Raw genomic sequence first — 14,749 nt, 5'->3', positions numbered from 1 at the left:
TACTCGTAGGTATTACCTAATTTTAATACAAACCTATTTATCATGAGTAAACTTAATGACGATACCATACAAGCTAAGCTATTACAATTACCAGATTGGGATTATTTTGACGACGCATTACATTCAGAATTTGAATTCGAGAATTTTAAAGATTGCTTTAGTGCAATGAGTCGAATTGCTTTTGAGTGTGAAGCTTTAAATCATCATCCTAATTGGTCTAACGTATATAATGTGCTTAAAATATCTTTATCTACACATGATGCCGGTGGAGTTACAGAGAAAGACTTTCAGCTTGCAAAAGCTATAGACTTTATTGTAGAACCAGAAGATTAATTTAGTTATGTTAATTGGCATTAAACATTATTTGCCAAATGCCTATTATGGGCTTTTATACCTGACATATTTTTTTAAATTTGTGCATCTTCGTACAATTAATTAATAACTTAAATATAGTACTATATGGGAAGAGCTTTTGAATTCAGAAAAGCAAGAAAAATGAAACGCTGGTCAGCTATGAGTAAGGCCTTTACACGTATTGGTAAAGATATTGTAATGGCCGTAAAAGAAGGCGGACCTGACCCCGATAGTAATTCTAGACTTAGAGCAGTAATTCAAAATGCAAAGTCTGTAAACATGCCTAAAGACAATATAGAACGTGCTATAAAGCGTGCTTCTGATAAAAGTCAAGGTGATTATAAAGAAGTTATTTTTGAAGGTTATGCACAACACGGTATAGCCATACTTATAGAAACAGCAACAGATAATAATACGCGCACCGTAGCTAATGTACGTTCTTACTTTAACAAATGTGATGGCAGTCTTGGTACATCTGGTTCTGTGGTATTTATGTTTGACCATACTTGCAATTTTAAGGTTAAAAACGAAGACCTTGATATGGAAGAGTTAGAATTAGAGCTTATAGACTTTGGTGTTGAAGAGATTTTTGAAGATACTGATGAAGATGCTGATGGAAACGAACAAACAAGTGTAATGATTTACGCACCTTTTGAGAGTTTTGGCAGTATTCAATCGTATTTAGAAGAAAACAATATTGAGATTATTTCTTCAGGTTTTGAACGTATTCCTCAAGTCACAAAAACATTAGATTCAGAGCAAATGGCAGATGTCGAAAAACTCATCGAAAAATTAGAAGAAGACGATGATGTGCAAAACGTCTACCATACGATGGAAGAAACCACAGATTAAACTAATTAAGCCTTCAAAATTGAAGGCTTTTTTTGTAGCTTTAAGTATGAAAAATTTAATTGAAAAATTCTACACTGCATTTTCTAATCAAGATGCTGAAACGATGGCGGAATGTTATCATAAAGATATTGAATTCACTGACCCTGCATTTGGAACTTTAAAAGGAGAACGCGCAAAGGACATGTGGCGTATGCTCTGTAACGCTCAAAAAGGTAAAAAATTCATTGTTACATCTTCAAACATCGAAGCTGACGAAGATAAGGGAAAAGCTAATTGGGAAGCGATATATAACTTTAGTAAAACTGGCAGAAAAGTCCACAACAAAATTAAAGCCGAGTTTGAGTTTAAAGATGGTCTAATTATAAAACATGTTGATACTTTTGACTTACATAAATGGTCAAAACAAGCTCTTGGCTTCAAGGGTGTACTAATCGGTGGCACTGGGTTCTTTAAAAAGAAATTACAACAGCAAACCAACCATCTTTTGGACAAGTTTCAAAGCAATTTATCTGGTTAGGTTAGTACTGAAAAAAAGCTGTCGTAAATGTAAGACAGCTTTTTATTGTAATGTTTCTTTCTAGTGACACTATGGTTTATTTTATGTTTCATTACTTATTATTCATAAATCAAAGCTTATGCCAAAATCTCATTTAAAACTATTTTTAACTAACGAGATATGTTAGTTAGTAAAGTTAATAGCGACTTATTCCTTGTTTAATCTTTTTATCATGAAAAATATTCTGATTTTAATTTTTGTCTTTGCCTTATTTAATGCGTCTGCTCAAGATATGACAGTAGACAAACTAGGTTCTATACTAAAAGAATCCGCGGATAAAATCGAAGGTGAAAATGGGAGATGGCAATTTCAAATTAATGAAACTGTGTTTGTTGTCCTGACTGATGCAAATAATAACAGAATGCGCATCATATCGCCAATAGCAGAAACCATTAGTTTAGAAAAGCATATGCTTGAGAAGGCACTTATTGCTAATTTTCATTCGGCTTTAGACGTAAAATACGCTATTTCTGAAGGTGTTATTTGGTCAGCTTTTGTTCATCCTCTTAAAGAACTTAGTGAAGAACAGGTAAAAGATGCTATTAGTCAAGTGTATTATGCTAATGTGAATTTTGGTACTACATACGCGAGTACTTCCTTAATATTCCCAGGTAAAAGCGCTAATGATGAAATAAAGGAAAAAGAGAAGAAAGTAAAGGCTAAACTAAGAAAAACCTAAGAATATTCGGGTATTTTACCAATAACACCTTTGTAAAACGCCCTAATATATTTAAAGTCTTCTTCTATATTATCGGTTGGATAAAAAGGTTCTGAAACTGTATTCTGTTTATTTTTATAATCTAGAGTGAACATTATAATAGGCACTTTTGCTGCTTTGGCTATGTAATAAAATCCTGTACGCCATTTTTCGACTTTTTTTCGGGTACCTTCTGGCGCGAGCGCTAATCTAAATTCATCTTCATTACTAAAAAGTTTGGCAATGGACTCCACTTTATTTTGCCCGGATGTTCTATCAATTGATCGCCCACCAATAGCTCTTAAATAATAGTTAAGTGGCCAAACAAATAGTTCTTTTTTACCAATAAAATTTGTTTTAACGCCTGTAACTTTTCTCAAATATAGTCCAATAAAGAAATCGTGCCAGCTTGTATGTGGTGCAGCAATTATAATCGCTTTTTTAATCTTGTCTTTTGAAAAATTAGTATTACCAACAACCTTCCAACCGAGAATTTTAAAATAGATAAGCTTTGCAAGGAATTTCATACTACATCTTTAAGTATAATTCTTGAAGCTTATCTCTAGTAATCTTAGATTTCCAGTTTTTTCCTAAAGCATTTTCCCAAAGTGGCTCAAGACTATAGGCAACATCTATCATAATGTCTAATTGGTTTTGGTCAAGGTCTGTACATATGCCTTTAGGCAATTCAATTTTATGTTTTGCCTTCATTTGCTTGAATAGCTCTACGCCTTCGGGATAAAACTCTTCCAAATGCTCAAAAACAATACAGTTGCCAATTCCGTGTTTTATTCCTAATAGATAACCTAAACCATAACTCATAGCATGAGCAACACCAACCTGAGAATAGGCAATACTCATTCCACCATGCCATGATGCCATCATGAGTTTGTCTTGTGATTCTTTTTCTGATAAGCCATCAGAAAGGAAAACTTCTTTACAAATATCGAAAGCCTTTTCACCATAACTTTGGCTAAACGCATTTAAGAAGGTCCCATTAAGAGATTCTATACAATGAATAAAACAGTCCATACCTGTGTAGAACCATTGGTGCTTTGGAACATCTTTAGTCAATTCTGGGTCTAAAATTACTTGGTCAAATGGTGTATAATCACTGTTAATTCCAAGTTTTTTATCTGGCCCAGTTAATATTGTTGTTCTTGATACTTCTGCACCTGTACCAGATATTGTTGGGACACCTACATGATATATTGCCGAATTTTTGATTAAATCCCAACCTTGATAATCTTTAGATTCGCCTTCATTGGTAAGCATTAAAGAAACTGCCTTAGCAATGTCCATTACAATACCACCACCAATACCAATAATTCCCGAAGGTCGCTCACTAAACTCAAGAATTATATCTTCTACAAGTTGGTCTATTTGTGAGGTTCTTGGCTCTTCTTCTGTTGGTATGTAGATAATTTTATCTCTATATGATAAAGTAATTCGTGAGGTTAACCAATGGTTGCCTTTAAACACATCATCAACGAAATATATAAATGGAGCTTCTCGTCCTTGACGCTTAGAAGAAATAATCTCATCTAGCTGATTAAAACTTCCTCTGCCATAAATGACACGAGAAACCATTGGAAAATTTTTAAAACTCATCTACTCTATTTCTAAAACAAAAATAAAAATACTCTTGACTAATACGATTATTGATTTAAATAATATTGAAACTTTTCTGCAAATAATCCTACATGGTAACCGTCAATCAAAGCGTGGTTAACATTTATTGAAACATTCATCATTCGCTTTTGGTCTTTAATCTCCACCTTTGAGAATGCCAACTCTGGTATAGACTTTTGATTTCCAGATCTAGGTTCTTTATGACCAGAAAAGTGAAACCATGGAATTGCTGAACAATGGATACAATCTTGCCCATTATTTGACGGATACAAATCATCAGAGTTTAAAATTCGATGCTTTTCTTTTTTATAGTTTTCAATAAAAACACTCAAATCTGTATCATACTTAATAAAAGAAAACCCAAATGTATGATCTAGGCGTGCTATCGTTGCCGAAGCATTAATAGTCTCAAAATCAACAACTTGTTCCTCTACAATTCTGTAACGAAAGTTATCAACGGCGTTAATAGCTTTCATACAATCGTGTAAATACTTCACAAAAAAGCCTATCTTATTTTTAGTGGAAAACTCATAAGCTTTAGTAACATCAAAAGGAATGACAACACCAAAATATGGGTCTTGAAGTTGCCTAAAATGCTCATAATGCATTTTCCTATTCCAAGAATTTACATCTATAACCTTCATTCAATTATACTTAAAACCTCAGTTAAGCTTTTCACTGTTTTATAATTAACCAATCTCGTTTCGGTTTGTGATACTTCTTCATGAATCCAAGTTGTATGAAATGGCACATGAATAGCACTGGCACCAATATTAACAAGTGGTAAAATATCTGACTTCAGTGAATTTCCTATCATTAAAAATTCGGATGGATTGATGTCAAGATGTTTTAATAACTTGATATAGTTTTCTTCTCGCTTTTCGCTTAAAACTTCAATATGATGAAAATAATCTATCAAACCTGATTTTTCCAATTTCCGCTCTTGGTCTAGTAAATCGCCTTTAGTCGCTACTATGAGTTTGTATTTTTTTGATAACGCCTTCAAAACGTCTTCTACGCCATCTAAAAGTTCAATAGGTTTATTGATCATGTCTTTACCTATATCTAGAATTTTTGAAATGGTATCATTAGAAATTGTATGATTAGATAGCTCTAAAGCCATTTCAACCATTGAAAGCACAAATCCTTTTACACCATAACCATACAGTGGTAGGTTTTTTATTTCCATTTTAAAGAGCTCTTGATCCGTTTTATTTGGTGTTTCAAATTGAGATAACAGTTTTCCAAACTCTTGTTCAGCATCTCTAAAGTAGGTTTCATTAACCCACAATGTATCATCTGCATCAAACCCTATGACTTTTATATTTTGAGAAACTTCAGCCATTACTTCCACAGCTTTTTTGCCCGTTCTAAATCTTCTGGTGTGTCTATTTCTACACCTTGTATGGTGGTTTCTACCATTTTAATCTTCCTGCCGTATTCTAAATATCTAATGCATTCTATTTTCTCTGTAGCCTCGATAAATTGCATTGGCAATACCGTAAAATCTAAAAGTGCTTGTTTTCTAAATGCATAAATCCCTTTATGCTTAAAATATCGTGCACCAGCATTTTCATCACGTGGATAAGGAATTGGACTTCTCGAAAAATAGAGTGCAAAGTTATTTTGATCAACAATTACTTTAACCGTATTAGGGTTGTTGATTTCTTCTAAATCCTTAATCTCAACCATTAAAGACGCTAAATCTATTTCCTTTTGATAATCATGTTTAAATACTTCTAGAACTTTTTCTAAGCTTTCGCGCTCAGTAAAAGGTTCATCACCCTGAACATTAACAACAATATCACAGTCTACATTTTGTACAGCTTCTGCTATTCGGTCGCTGCCAGACTCATGCTCCTTTTTACTCATAATAGCATTACCACCTTGAGACCTAATTTCATTAAATATGATTTCGCTATCAGTTACGACATAAACTTCTGAGAACAACCCTGTAGCTACTGTAGCTTCATAAGTTCTAGAAATCACTGTTTTACCAGCAAGGTCTTGCATTAATTTTGCTGGGAATCGTGAGGCAGCGTATCGTGCCGGTATCATGGCAATAATCTTCATCTATTACTGATTTTCATACCCAAAAATAAGGGTTTGGATTGACATAAACTATTCAACAAAAGACTGGTCTTTAAAACCAATGAGATACAGTTTTTCCTTAGCTCTAGTCACTGCGGTATATAACCAGCGAATGTAATCTCTATCTGGTCCATTCGGCAAATATGGTTGCTCTACAAATATAGTGTTCCATTGTCCTCCTTGGGATTTATGGCATGTAATTGCATAAGAGAACTTCACTTGAAGCGCATTAAAATGCTTATTGTTTTTTACGCCTAAAAATCGTTTGTAGTTTGAGGTTTCGTTAGCATAATCTTTTGCAACTTCTTGATATAACCGATTTGATTCTTCGTAAGTTAATGAAGCACTTTCGGAGTTAATTGTATCTAATAGTAAGACGGTTTCAAAAGGACGCATCCTTGGGTAATCGACCATTTTTACTTTAACTTCAGCAAACTTAAACCCATATATTTCTTTTATGTTAAATATCTCAAGTACTTCTATAATATCGCCATTAGCAATAAATCCTGCTTCAGTTGTGGGCTTAATCCAGAAATAATTATTCTTCACTACCATGAGGTAATCTCCAGCAGACAAATCACTTTCGTTAAATAAAATTCTACTTCTTATCTGCTGGTTATAGAGGTTAGCGCGTTTGTTACTTCTTACAATAATTGCCGTTTCTTCATAACCATCTTTGCTGTATGCGTCGTTTATTGCATCCATAATTTCATGGCCATCTATAAGCCTAACAATATCTTGATAACCGCTTACATTGAACTTAAAACTATCGTAGAATGAAGTTTCTAAAACTTCACGTAATTCTGTAGCGTTATCTAATATACCCGAATCTTGTTCTTGTCTAACAACTTCATCTAGCTCTATAGAAGTTACGTGCTTGTTATAGTTTAAATCTAATTTTGAAGCGTCTAAAGCTGGACTCAACTCTGATTTTACTGGAGGTAGTTGCGCTTTATCTCCAATTAAAAGTAATTTGCACTGATGTCCAGAATACACATATTGCATTAAATCATCTAGTAAAGAGCCATTTTCAAAAAGCTTAGAGTCTGTTGGTATATCTGGTATCATAGAAGCTTCGTCAACTATAAAAATCGTATTTCGATGCTTATTGGGCTGCATTACAAATTTTACACCACCGCCTTTTTCTTTCTTCGGAAAATAAATCTTCTTATGTATTGTAAACGCTTCTTTATTAGAATAGTTTGAAATTACTTTTGCTGCCCTACCTGTTGGCGCCAATAAAACTGCACTTTTTTTGGCCTGCCATAAATTAGAAACTATAGTACCAATTATGCTTGTTTTTCCTGTGCCAGCATAACCTTTTAACAAATAAAGAGCATTTGGTTTTTTATCGAAAAGAAACTCTGAAAGTTGCAACAAAACTATATCCTGCTTATTAGTAGGTCTAAAAGGGAATTTGGATTTTATAAGCTTGTAAAATTCAGCTGCGTTTTTAATCATCTTCAATACGAAATTGAATGCCAATATACTACTTCTTAAGTGCAGATATTTATTGATAATTCAATTTTTCACATTTTTATTTAATATGCTTTTACGATTAAAAAAAAATTGTAGATTTGCGAAAGACCTAATAAAATATACTAACTATGTTAAAAGTAATTCTTGTAGTTGTTGCTATAATTCTACTAACCATCGGTATTGTATGGTTAATTGACAAATTTGTACCAAAGAAAATGAAGCCTATTTTAAATCTTCTACTTTGGGGTATAATTGTTTATTTAGGTTATATTACATTTAATTCGGTTTACGATGAGCTTAGGTTTAATGAAATTAAGGATGAGCGCTATCAAGTGGTTGTAGATCGTTTGATTGATATACAAAAAGCACAAGTTGCTTACAAACAAGTAAACGGAGAATACACTGATAAATACGAAAACTTAATAAAATTCATAGACTCTGCTCAAGTACCAGTAACTCAGCGTAGAGATAGTACTATCCTCGATGAAGAGCAAACTAGAGCCTTTGGTGTAGATATGTACAAAACCATTACACTTGTCGATACATTAAGATACTATTCTGTTAAGGATTCATTATTTAAGGATGTAGATTATCGCAAGATGATGGACGTTGGCGTAGGTAAACCTGGAGCCAAGTTTGAATTAAAAGCTGGTAAATTAGATGATATCCCAGTTTTTGAAGCAAGTGTAGATAAGTCTATTGTTTTAGATGGTGAAGATAAAAATCTAATTTCGAACGAAAAACAAACTGTTTCTGTTGATGGTGTTAACGGACCAACGATTACAGTAGGTTCGATGAACGAAGTTAAAACTACAGGTAACTGGCCTAAAAACTTCGCAAAAAAAGAATAATTTGACAACTAAAGTTATAAATGAACTGTCCATTCAAATAAGTTTGAATGGACTTTCTTTTTGTATTAAATCAGCACATACAAATACCATTACTTATTGCAATTCTATTCTTTTTGAAAATAAACTTACACCTTTTGAAACGCTCAATAGATTAAAAACTGAGTTATCTTCCAATTCTATTTTTTCCAATGATTTTAATAAAGTTGGTGTTATTTATCATAATGAATTATCGACTCTAGTACCACAATCGTTGTACGATGAGGCACATAATGCCGAATATTTAAAGTTCAATTCCAAAATACTTAAAACAGATTTTATTGCGACTGATACAATTGAAGCAAGCGAAGCTGTAAATGTCTATATCCCATATGTAAATATCAATAATTATATTTTTGAAACATTCGGAGCGTTTACGTATAGGCATTCAGCAACTGTTTTTATAGCGTCTATTGATGGTTTAGATAAAGACACTACATGCGCATATATTAATATTGAAAACTCAACAATGCAGATTGTAGTAAAAGACAATGACAACATAATCTTTTACAATTATTTCGAATTCGGCAGTAAGGAAGATTTTATCTACTATATATTATTTTCTTTTGAGCAGTTAGAACTTGACGTTGAACATACTGAGTTAAAAATGTGCGGAACTATTGAAAAAGAAGATGAGTTGTATAACATGGCCTATAAGTATGTGAGACATGTTAGTTTACTTGATGAGCATACCAACTTCATTATAAAAAATAGTTTTTAGTGCGTATTATATCTGGAGAATATAAGGGACGAAAAATTGTCGCACCAAAACAACTGCCTGTTAGACCAACGACTGATATGGCAAAAGAAGCCTTATTCAATATTCTTAATAACCATTACTATTTTGATGAGGTTTCCGTATTAGATTTATTTGCTGGTACTGGAAACATTAGTTATGAGTTCGCTTCACGCGGTAGTGAAACTATTTTAGCTGTTGATGCAAATATTGGGTGTATTAAGTTTATAAATAAAACGGCGGATAGCTTTGATATGGCTATTATGACTGTAAGGAGCGATGTGTTTAAATTCCTCGAAAAAGCAAAGGAGAAGCATACAATTATCTTTGCTGATCCTCCATATGACTTTGATGTTTCTGAGTTTGAAAAAATCCCAGAATTGGTTTTTCAAAATAACTTACTAGAAACCGATGGGTTATTAATCGTGGAGCATTCTAAACATACTAAACTCGATCACATGGATAATTTTAGTTATTCTAAAAGCTATGGAGGTAACTCGTTTAGTTTCTTTGAAAATTAAAAAGCCTTTTACAAATGCAAAAGGCTTATTAATAGGTAAGCAAATCTATAAGCCGAATTCTGTACTCAATTGAGCCCTTATCATTTATCTGAGTTTACTATTGCTAGCAAACTTTAGCTGTCTACCCTTCAACATTGTGCACGCAACACTCAAACGTTGATATACATGACATTGCACCTCATAGAGTTTACCTGATTTCACTACAGCATAACCTGTACATACTTTCTGTTGCACTTTTCCTAACCTCTCGGTTGGTGGCCATTAACCACTATGATTGCGTTATGGTGTTCGGACTTTCCTACCCTAACCTAAGTTAGAATCGATAAGGCAATTTACTTCCGCAAAAGTAAATAAATTGTTAATAACTACTATTAAATTTTAAGCCATAGAAATGGCTATATTAGGGTTATTCTTAAATTTGTAAAAGATGTAATTTCTATGGAACATTTTGTAGTATCGGCTCGTAAATATAGACCTCAAACATTTAAGGATGTTGTTGGTCAACAGGCTATTACAAATACTTTACAAAATGCTATAGAAAATAATCACTTAGCACAAGCATTATTATTCACTGGTCCTCGTGGTGTTGGCAAAACCACTTGTGCGCGTATTTTGGCTAAGATGATTAATAGTGATGATCTTAATACAAATGAAGACGAAGATTTTGCATTTAATATTTTTGAACTAGATGCTGCATCCAATAATTCTGTCGATGATATTAGAAGTTTAACTGATCAGGTACGGATTCCACCACAAGTTGGAAAGTATAAAGTTTATATTATTGATGAGGTCCATATGTTGTCTCAAGCTGCATTTAATGCTTTTTTAAAAACGTTAGAAGAACCTCCAAAACATTGTATTTTTATCTTAGCAACAACTGAAAAACACAAGATTATTCCAACCATATTATCACGTTGTCAGATTTTTGATTTCAAGCGTATTACGGTAAAAGATGCTAAAGACTACTTAAAATATATCGCTGAGGAACAAGGTGTTACAGCAGAGGACGATGCATTGCATATTATTGCTCAAAAGGCAGATGGCGCAATGCGCGACGCACTTTCTATCTTTGACCGTGTAGTAAGTTTTTCGGGTAAAAATTTAACCCGTCAGGCAGTTACAGAAAACCTGAATGTATTAGATTACGAAACTTATTTTACGAGTACAGATTTAATCTTAGAAAATAAAATCCCTGAATTGCTTGTTCACTTTAATAATGTCCTATCCAAAGGATTTGACGGGCATCATTACATTGCTGGGCTAGCGTCTCATTTTCGTGATTTATTGGTTTGTAAAAACCCCAGTACAATTGAGTTACTTGAAGTTGGTGAAGGCACCAAGTTAAAATATGTAGAACAATGTCAAAAAGCCTCTCAAGCTTTTCTGATAAATGCTATTGATATTGCTAATGAGTGTGATTTAAAATACAAGACTAGTAAAAATCAGCGCCTCTTGGTTGAGTTGGCTTTAATGCAACTTGCCTCTATCACTTTTGATGGAGAAAAAAAAAATAGTAAACATTACATAATTCCACCATCTTACTTTAAATCTAAAGGTATAACTCCAATTCCTGTTAAAGAAAAATTAGAACAAATACAGGAAGAAAATATAGTTATAACTCAGGATAGGACCATAGAACATAAAGAAGAGGAGAAAGTGGTTGTTGAAGAAATCGTTGATGCAGTTGCTGAACCAACAATTCCAAAAATCTCTATTAACAAGTCTGATAAGGTCACATCTGGACTATCATTAAAAAGCATTAGAGAAAAGAAAGCGCATCAGATAAGACAAATGAATGTTATTATCGATGAAGACGACTTACCAAAAGAACCTGTAACTGAACAAGATTTAATTGATGCTTGGAATGCTTACACTACATCTCTACATAATAAAGGAGAAAAAATTCTGGCATCTATAATGGAAATGGAAGTACCTAAACTAGTGGACACAGCTATAAGTCTTACCTATTCTAATACTACAAATAAAATTGAATTAGAACGTGCGCAATATCCACTTTTGGCTTACTTGCGTAAGGCATGTAAAAATTATGATCTGCATCTAGATATAACTGTTGATGAAGAAGTTGCAAAAAAATATGCATTTACTCCTAAAGAAAAGTATGATAAACTCAAAGAGAAAAACCCTAACTTAGAACTCTTAAAGCGTACATTTGGACTTGATGTTTAATTAGCATGAAAAACTATATCTATTTATTATTAATTCTGATAGTTGGTGTCACTAGTTGTGAAGGCAGAAAAACCAAAACTAAGTCATTAACGGAAAGTATTGAACAGTTTAAAGAGAATAATACCTTAGAAATCATCACTTTTCATCCTGAAGTATATACTGAAACAAACAATGATACTATATTAAGCAATGGTTTTAAGCACAAGATCAAGTTATTCTCCAATATGAATTCTTCCGTATCAAAATCGTATTTTAAAGATGCGATTACTTACAAGGAGTCTTACAGAAATTTTGATGCTGAAGTAAAAGTGATATTCAAAGATAATATTGTGTTTAATCAAACGGTGAGCAAGCAGTTTTTTATAAATAATAATGCGCTAAGCGTCGACAGTTCAAAATATATTCGATTAGAAAATATTTGGATTGATGACAACATTAATCTGGTAGACCAAACGCATATCGATTTCTTATATTCTCAAGTTATAGATGAAGAAGATAAAGACATCCATCTAAAACTAATCATTGATTCGTCAGGAAAATACACTATCCAAGCTGTTAAAACCTAAAACTATTTAGTCATGTTAGGACTTAAATTACCTACTGACCCACGTTGGGTAAATATTGTAGAAAAAAATATTGAAGATATATTAACAGATCACGCCTATTGTGAGCAAAAAGCTGCAAGTACAGCTATTTCATTAATCGTAAGCTTTCCTGAGTATACAGAATTGGTTGAAGAAATGATTGAGCTTGCAAATGAAGAGATGAGTCATTTTAAAATGGTACACGATAAAATTTTAGAACGTGGTTGGGTTTTAGGACGTGATCGTAAAGATGATTATGTGGTGCAACTTTTAAAATTTTTTCCAAAAGGAGGAAGTAGAACTACACAGTTGGTACATCGATTATTGTATGCGGGATTGATTGAAGCTAGAAGCTGTGAGCGTTTTAGATTACTCTCAGAAGAATTAGAAGATAAAAAATTGGCTAAATTTTACCGTAAACTTATGATTAGTGAAGCCGGGCATTATACCATGTTTCTTAAGTTTGCTCGCAAATATGGTGTCCGAGAGGAAGTGGATAAAAAATGGGAAGACTTACTAGAATACGAAGCCAAAATTATGCAATTACTTGGTAATAAAGAGACTATTCATGGGTAATAAAAAAGTCCCACTAAATGGGACTTTTTTAGTAATATTATGCAATATCTTACATTTTAATACCAACTCCTAATTGTATTAGAAATTGTTTTGCTTCTAAACCTGCACCAAAAGTATCGTCTAGCACATCTGAGAATCTGTAAGACGCTCTTAAGTCAACAAAATAGTCATCAAATATTCTGTACTCAACCCCGCCAACTCCTGCAAAATTCCATGTGCTAAAACCATCTGCGGTTTTCCAGGTCTTTAGACTCACTTGAGGACCAGCTCCTACAGTTATGTTATCTCCGATTGCCAAACGCACCTGGATTGGAACATTAAGATAATTGGCCCGAAGATTTTCGTCTTTTGCACCTTCAGCAGACCATTGCAACTCTGTATTTAAAAAAACTGTGTCAGAAAATGGAAACTCGGCAAAACCTCCAAAATAAAATCCATTTCTATGTTGGTTATCAAAAAGAGGCCCAGGATCAAAGTCTAAGTTGGTAATGTTTATACCTGCTCTAATACCATAAGTTGTATACTGACTTCGCTGCGAAAAAGAAAGTGTAGTAAACAATGTCAAAACAAAAATTAGTAAATATTTTCTCATAAGTGATAGATTTAATAGCAACACGAATATATCGTTTAAACACCAAATTAAAACCAAGAATTTAGTACTAACCTGAAAAATAAGTTAAAAGGCAGAATTATAGGGTTGTACTGCTAATTGTATTGTAAAAAATACTTTTGATAATACCGTCCGACAAACCAATTTTAGGGACAAGAATATCCTTAGCACCACTCCATTTCATAGCAGAAAGATATATCCTTAAAGCAGGTAAAATTACATCTGCTCGGTCTTGATTAAGGTTTAACTCAGTAATGCGCTCTTCATAAGTATAGTTCTGTAAATCATTGTAATAGCTAGTCAAATAAAAATAAGATAGTGGCTTACCCATATCTTTTCCAGAGATTTTAAAAATCTTATTTATATTTCCACCAGAACCAATTAATTCTATCTTATCGTACTCTTTAGTGTTAGAATTTATCCAACTTTCAAGTGTATTCCAAGTATCATAAGTTACTGTGTGATTAAGCAACCTAACGGTACCGATTTTAAATGATTTGGACGCTTTTTTAACTGAATTATGGATAATTGAAAACTCTGTACTTCCTCCACCAACATCTACATATAAATATGTTTTATTAGGGTCAATAAATGTTTTTAGATCGGTAGCAGCTATTATTGTTGCTTCTTCATTACCATCAATAATATCTATACTTACTTTTGAATCTTCAAGTATTGACTTACATACTTCTAGACCATTAACTGCTTCTCGCATTGCAGAAGTAGCACAAGCTTTATATTTTACCACGCCATGAGATTTCATCAACAAATAAAATGCAGTCATGGTATCTTTCATTCTTTGAATATTGTAATCAGAAATTGTACCAGAGGCAAAGGCATCTGCTCCTAATCGTATCGGAACCCTTACTAATGAGTTTTTCTTGAAAATTACGGGCTTATTTTCTTGCTCTATGATACTTGTTACTAAAAGCCTAACAGCATTAGAACCTATATCAATAGCCGCATACTTATTAATCTTTAGCATAT

At 33.0% G+C, this 14,749-nt stretch carries 18 protein-coding genes and 1 other RNA gene; 10 read left to right on the top strand and 9 right to left on the bottom strand.

The window, feature by feature from the left end; all coding sequences use genetic code 11:
* The first annotated feature begins 42 nt into the window (after positions 1-42).
* The 4 genes from ED556_RS07115 to ED556_RS07100 all read left to right on the top strand — a co-directional run bounded on the left by ED556_RS07115 (position 43) and on the right by ED556_RS07100 (position 2,441).
* Positions 43-333, top strand: a complete 291-nt coding sequence (locus ED556_RS07115; RefSeq protein ID WP_296321333.1) for a 4a-hydroxytetrahydrobiopterin dehydratase — start codon at positions 43-45, stop codon at positions 331-333.
* 126 nt (positions 334-459) lie between these two features.
* Positions 460-1,206 carry a YebC/PmpR family DNA-binding transcriptional regulator gene (locus tag ED556_RS07110; protein ID WP_296321330.1) on the top strand — a complete coding sequence of 249 codons (747 nt, stop codon included), beginning with the start codon at positions 460-462 and terminating at the stop codon, positions 1,204-1,206.
* Positions 1,207-1,252: 46 nt separating this feature from the next.
* Positions 1,253-1,723 (top strand): nuclear transport factor 2 family protein, encoded by a 471-nt coding sequence (locus ED556_RS07105; RefSeq protein ID WP_296321327.1) that lies wholly within the window; start codon positions 1,253-1,255, stop codon positions 1,721-1,723.
* Positions 1,724-1,934: 211 nt separating this feature from the next.
* Positions 1,935-2,441, top strand: a complete 507-nt coding sequence (locus tag ED556_RS07100; protein WP_296321324.1) for a hypothetical protein — start codon at positions 1,935-1,937, stop codon at positions 2,439-2,441.
* On the opposite strand, the gene ED556_RS07095 is transcribed toward ED556_RS07100, so the two are convergent.
* Genes ED556_RS07095 through ED556_RS07070 form a run of 6 tightly spaced genes read right to left on the bottom strand, consistent with a single transcriptional unit; the run spans position 2,438 to position 7,643 of the window.
* Positions 2,438-2,986 carry a 1-acyl-sn-glycerol-3-phosphate acyltransferase gene (locus ED556_RS07095; RefSeq protein WP_296321321.1) on the bottom strand — a complete coding sequence of 183 codons (549 nt, stop codon included), beginning with the start codon at positions 2,984-2,986 and terminating at the stop codon, positions 2,438-2,440. The genes ED556_RS07100 and ED556_RS07095 overlap by 4 nt on opposite strands.
* Position 2,987: 1 nt before the next feature.
* Positions 2,988-4,070, bottom strand: coding sequence for an iron-containing alcohol dehydrogenase family protein (locus ED556_RS07090; RefSeq protein ID WP_296321319.1), 1,083 nt, complete (start codon positions 4,068-4,070; stop codon positions 2,988-2,990).
* Between the two features lie 47 nt (positions 4,071-4,117).
* Positions 4,118-4,735 carry a CatA-like O-acetyltransferase gene (locus ED556_RS07085; RefSeq protein ID WP_296321316.1) on the bottom strand — a complete coding sequence of 206 codons (618 nt, stop codon included), beginning with the start codon at positions 4,733-4,735 and terminating at the stop codon, positions 4,118-4,120.
* On the bottom strand, positions 4,732-5,436 hold the full coding sequence (locus ED556_RS07080) for an HAD family hydrolase (RefSeq protein ID WP_296321313.1): 705 nt from the start codon (positions 5,434-5,436) through the stop codon (positions 4,732-4,734). Before ED556_RS07080 ends, ED556_RS07085 begins: the two co-directional genes overlap by 4 nt.
* On the bottom strand, positions 5,436-6,164 hold the full coding sequence (gene kdsB, locus ED556_RS07075; RefSeq protein WP_296321310.1) for a 3-deoxy-manno-octulosonate cytidylyltransferase: 729 nt from the start codon (positions 6,162-6,164) through the stop codon (positions 5,436-5,438). The genes ED556_RS07080 and kdsB overlap by 1 nt, the downstream gene beginning before the upstream one ends.
* Before the next feature lie 48 nt (positions 6,165-6,212).
* Positions 6,213-7,643, bottom strand: coding sequence for an AAA family ATPase (locus ED556_RS07070; protein ID WP_296321307.1), 1,431 nt, complete (start codon positions 7,641-7,643; stop codon positions 6,213-6,215).
* Between the two features lie 146 nt (positions 7,644-7,789).
* Here ED556_RS07070 and ED556_RS07065 point away from each other — a divergent pair, with 146 nt between their 5' ends.
* Genes ED556_RS07065 through rsmD form a run of 3 tightly spaced genes read left to right on the top strand, consistent with a single transcriptional unit; the run spans position 7,790 to position 9,805 of the window.
* A complete protein-coding gene (locus ED556_RS07065; RefSeq protein ID WP_296321305.1) occupies positions 7,790-8,512 on the top strand; it encodes a hypothetical protein in 723 nt (240 codons plus the stop codon).
* A gap of 1 nt (position 8,513) precedes the next feature.
* Complete coding sequence (locus ED556_RS07060) at positions 8,514-9,269, top strand: DUF3822 family protein (RefSeq protein ID WP_296321302.1); 756 nt, start codon at positions 8,514-8,516, stop codon at positions 9,267-9,269.
* Positions 9,269-9,805 carry a 16S rRNA (guanine(966)-N(2))-methyltransferase RsmD gene (gene rsmD, locus ED556_RS07055; protein WP_296321299.1) on the top strand — a complete coding sequence of 179 codons (537 nt, stop codon included), beginning with the start codon at positions 9,269-9,271 and terminating at the stop codon, positions 9,803-9,805. The genes ED556_RS07060 and rsmD overlap by 1 nt, the downstream gene beginning before the upstream one ends.
* 32 nt (positions 9,806-9,837) lie before the next feature.
* Here rsmD and rnpB read toward each other — a convergent pair.
* An RNA gene (gene rnpB, locus ED556_RS07050) (RNase P RNA component class A) lies at positions 9,838-10,144 on the bottom strand.
* A 99-nt stretch (positions 10,145-10,243) separates the two neighbouring features.
* Here rnpB and ED556_RS07045 point away from each other — a divergent pair.
* From ED556_RS07045 to ED556_RS07035, 3 genes are read left to right on the top strand one after another with little or no spacing between them, the layout of a single operon-like run.
* Positions 10,244-11,992 carry a DNA polymerase III subunit gamma/tau gene (locus tag ED556_RS07045; protein WP_296321294.1) on the top strand — a complete coding sequence of 583 codons (1,749 nt, stop codon included), beginning with the start codon at positions 10,244-10,246 and terminating at the stop codon, positions 11,990-11,992.
* Positions 11,993-11,997: 5 nt separating this feature from the next.
* Complete coding sequence (locus ED556_RS07040) at positions 11,998-12,558, top strand: hypothetical protein (RefSeq protein WP_296321291.1); 561 nt, start codon at positions 11,998-12,000, stop codon at positions 12,556-12,558.
* 12 nt (positions 12,559-12,570) lie between these two features.
* Positions 12,571-13,152, top strand: a complete 582-nt coding sequence (locus ED556_RS07035; RefSeq protein ID WP_296321289.1) for a tRNA-(ms[2]io[6]A)-hydroxylase — start codon at positions 12,571-12,573, stop codon at positions 13,150-13,152.
* 49 nt (positions 13,153-13,201) lie between these two features.
* On the opposite strand, the gene ED556_RS07030 is transcribed toward ED556_RS07035, so the two are convergent.
* Positions 13,202-13,744 (bottom strand): porin family protein, encoded by a 543-nt coding sequence (locus tag ED556_RS07030; RefSeq protein WP_296321284.1) that lies wholly within the window; start codon positions 13,742-13,744, stop codon positions 13,202-13,204.
* A gap of 97 nt (positions 13,745-13,841) precedes the next feature.
* On the bottom strand, positions 13,842-14,747 hold the full coding sequence (locus tag ED556_RS07025) for an exopolyphosphatase (RefSeq protein WP_296321281.1): 906 nt from the start codon (positions 14,745-14,747) through the stop codon (positions 13,842-13,844).
* Positions 14,748-14,749 lie beyond the last annotated feature (2 nt).

Source organism: Winogradskyella sp. (assembly GCF_003712105.1).
GTDB lineage: Bacteria > Bacteroidota > Bacteroidia > Flavobacteriales > Flavobacteriaceae > Winogradskyella.
This window is presented reverse-complemented; position numbering and strand designations above follow the sequence as displayed.

Bases quoted from the DNA above. Each gene is read 5' to 3' on its own strand.
- ED556_RS07085 (WP_296321316.1), bottom strand. From the start codon at position 4,735: ATGAAGGTTATAGATGTAAATTCTTGGAATAGGAAAATGCATTATGAG.
- ED556_RS07065 (WP_296321305.1), top strand. From the start codon at position 7,790: ATGTTAAAAGTAATTCTTGTAGTTGTTGCTATAATTCTACTAACCATC.
- ED556_RS07035 (WP_296321289.1), top strand. From the start codon at position 12,571: ATGTTAGGACTTAAATTACCTACTGACCCACGTTGGGTAAATATTGTA.
- ED556_RS07095 (WP_296321321.1), bottom strand. From the start codon at position 2,986: ATGAAATTCCTTGCAAAGCTTATCTATTTTAAAATTCTCGGTTGGAAG.
- ED556_RS07025 (WP_296321281.1), bottom strand. From the start codon at position 14,747: ATGCTAAAGATTAATAAGTATGCGGCTATTGATATAGGTTCTAATGCT.
- ED556_RS07100 (WP_296321324.1), top strand. From the start codon at position 1,935: ATGAAAAATATTCTGATTTTAATTTTTGTCTTTGCCTTATTTAATGCG.
- kdsB (WP_296321310.1), bottom strand. From the start codon at position 6,164: ATGAAGATTATTGCCATGATACCGGCACGATACGCTGCCTCACGATTC.
- ED556_RS07090 (WP_296321319.1), bottom strand. From the start codon at position 4,070: ATGAGTTTTAAAAATTTTCCAATGGTTTCTCGTGTCATTTATGGCAGA.
- ED556_RS07040 (WP_296321291.1), top strand. From the start codon at position 11,998: ATGAAAAACTATATCTATTTATTATTAATTCTGATAGTTGGTGTCACT.
- ED556_RS07105 (WP_296321327.1), top strand. From the start codon at position 1,253: ATGAAAAATTTAATTGAAAAATTCTACACTGCATTTTCTAATCAAGAT.
- ED556_RS07115 (WP_296321333.1), top strand. From the start codon at position 43: ATGAGTAAACTTAATGACGATACCATACAAGCTAAGCTATTACAATTA.
- ED556_RS07110 (WP_296321330.1), top strand. From the start codon at position 460: ATGGGAAGAGCTTTTGAATTCAGAAAAGCAAGAAAAATGAAACGCTGG.
- ED556_RS07045 (WP_296321294.1), top strand. From the start codon at position 10,244: ATGGAACATTTTGTAGTATCGGCTCGTAAATATAGACCTCAAACATTT.
- ED556_RS07070 (WP_296321307.1), bottom strand. From the start codon at position 7,643: ATGATTAAAAACGCAGCTGAATTTTACAAGCTTATAAAATCCAAATTC.
- ED556_RS07030 (WP_296321284.1), bottom strand. From the start codon at position 13,744: ATGAGAAAATATTTACTAATTTTTGTTTTGACATTGTTTACTACACTT.
- ED556_RS07080 (WP_296321313.1), bottom strand. From the start codon at position 5,436: ATGGCTGAAGTTTCTCAAAATATAAAAGTCATAGGGTTTGATGCAGAT.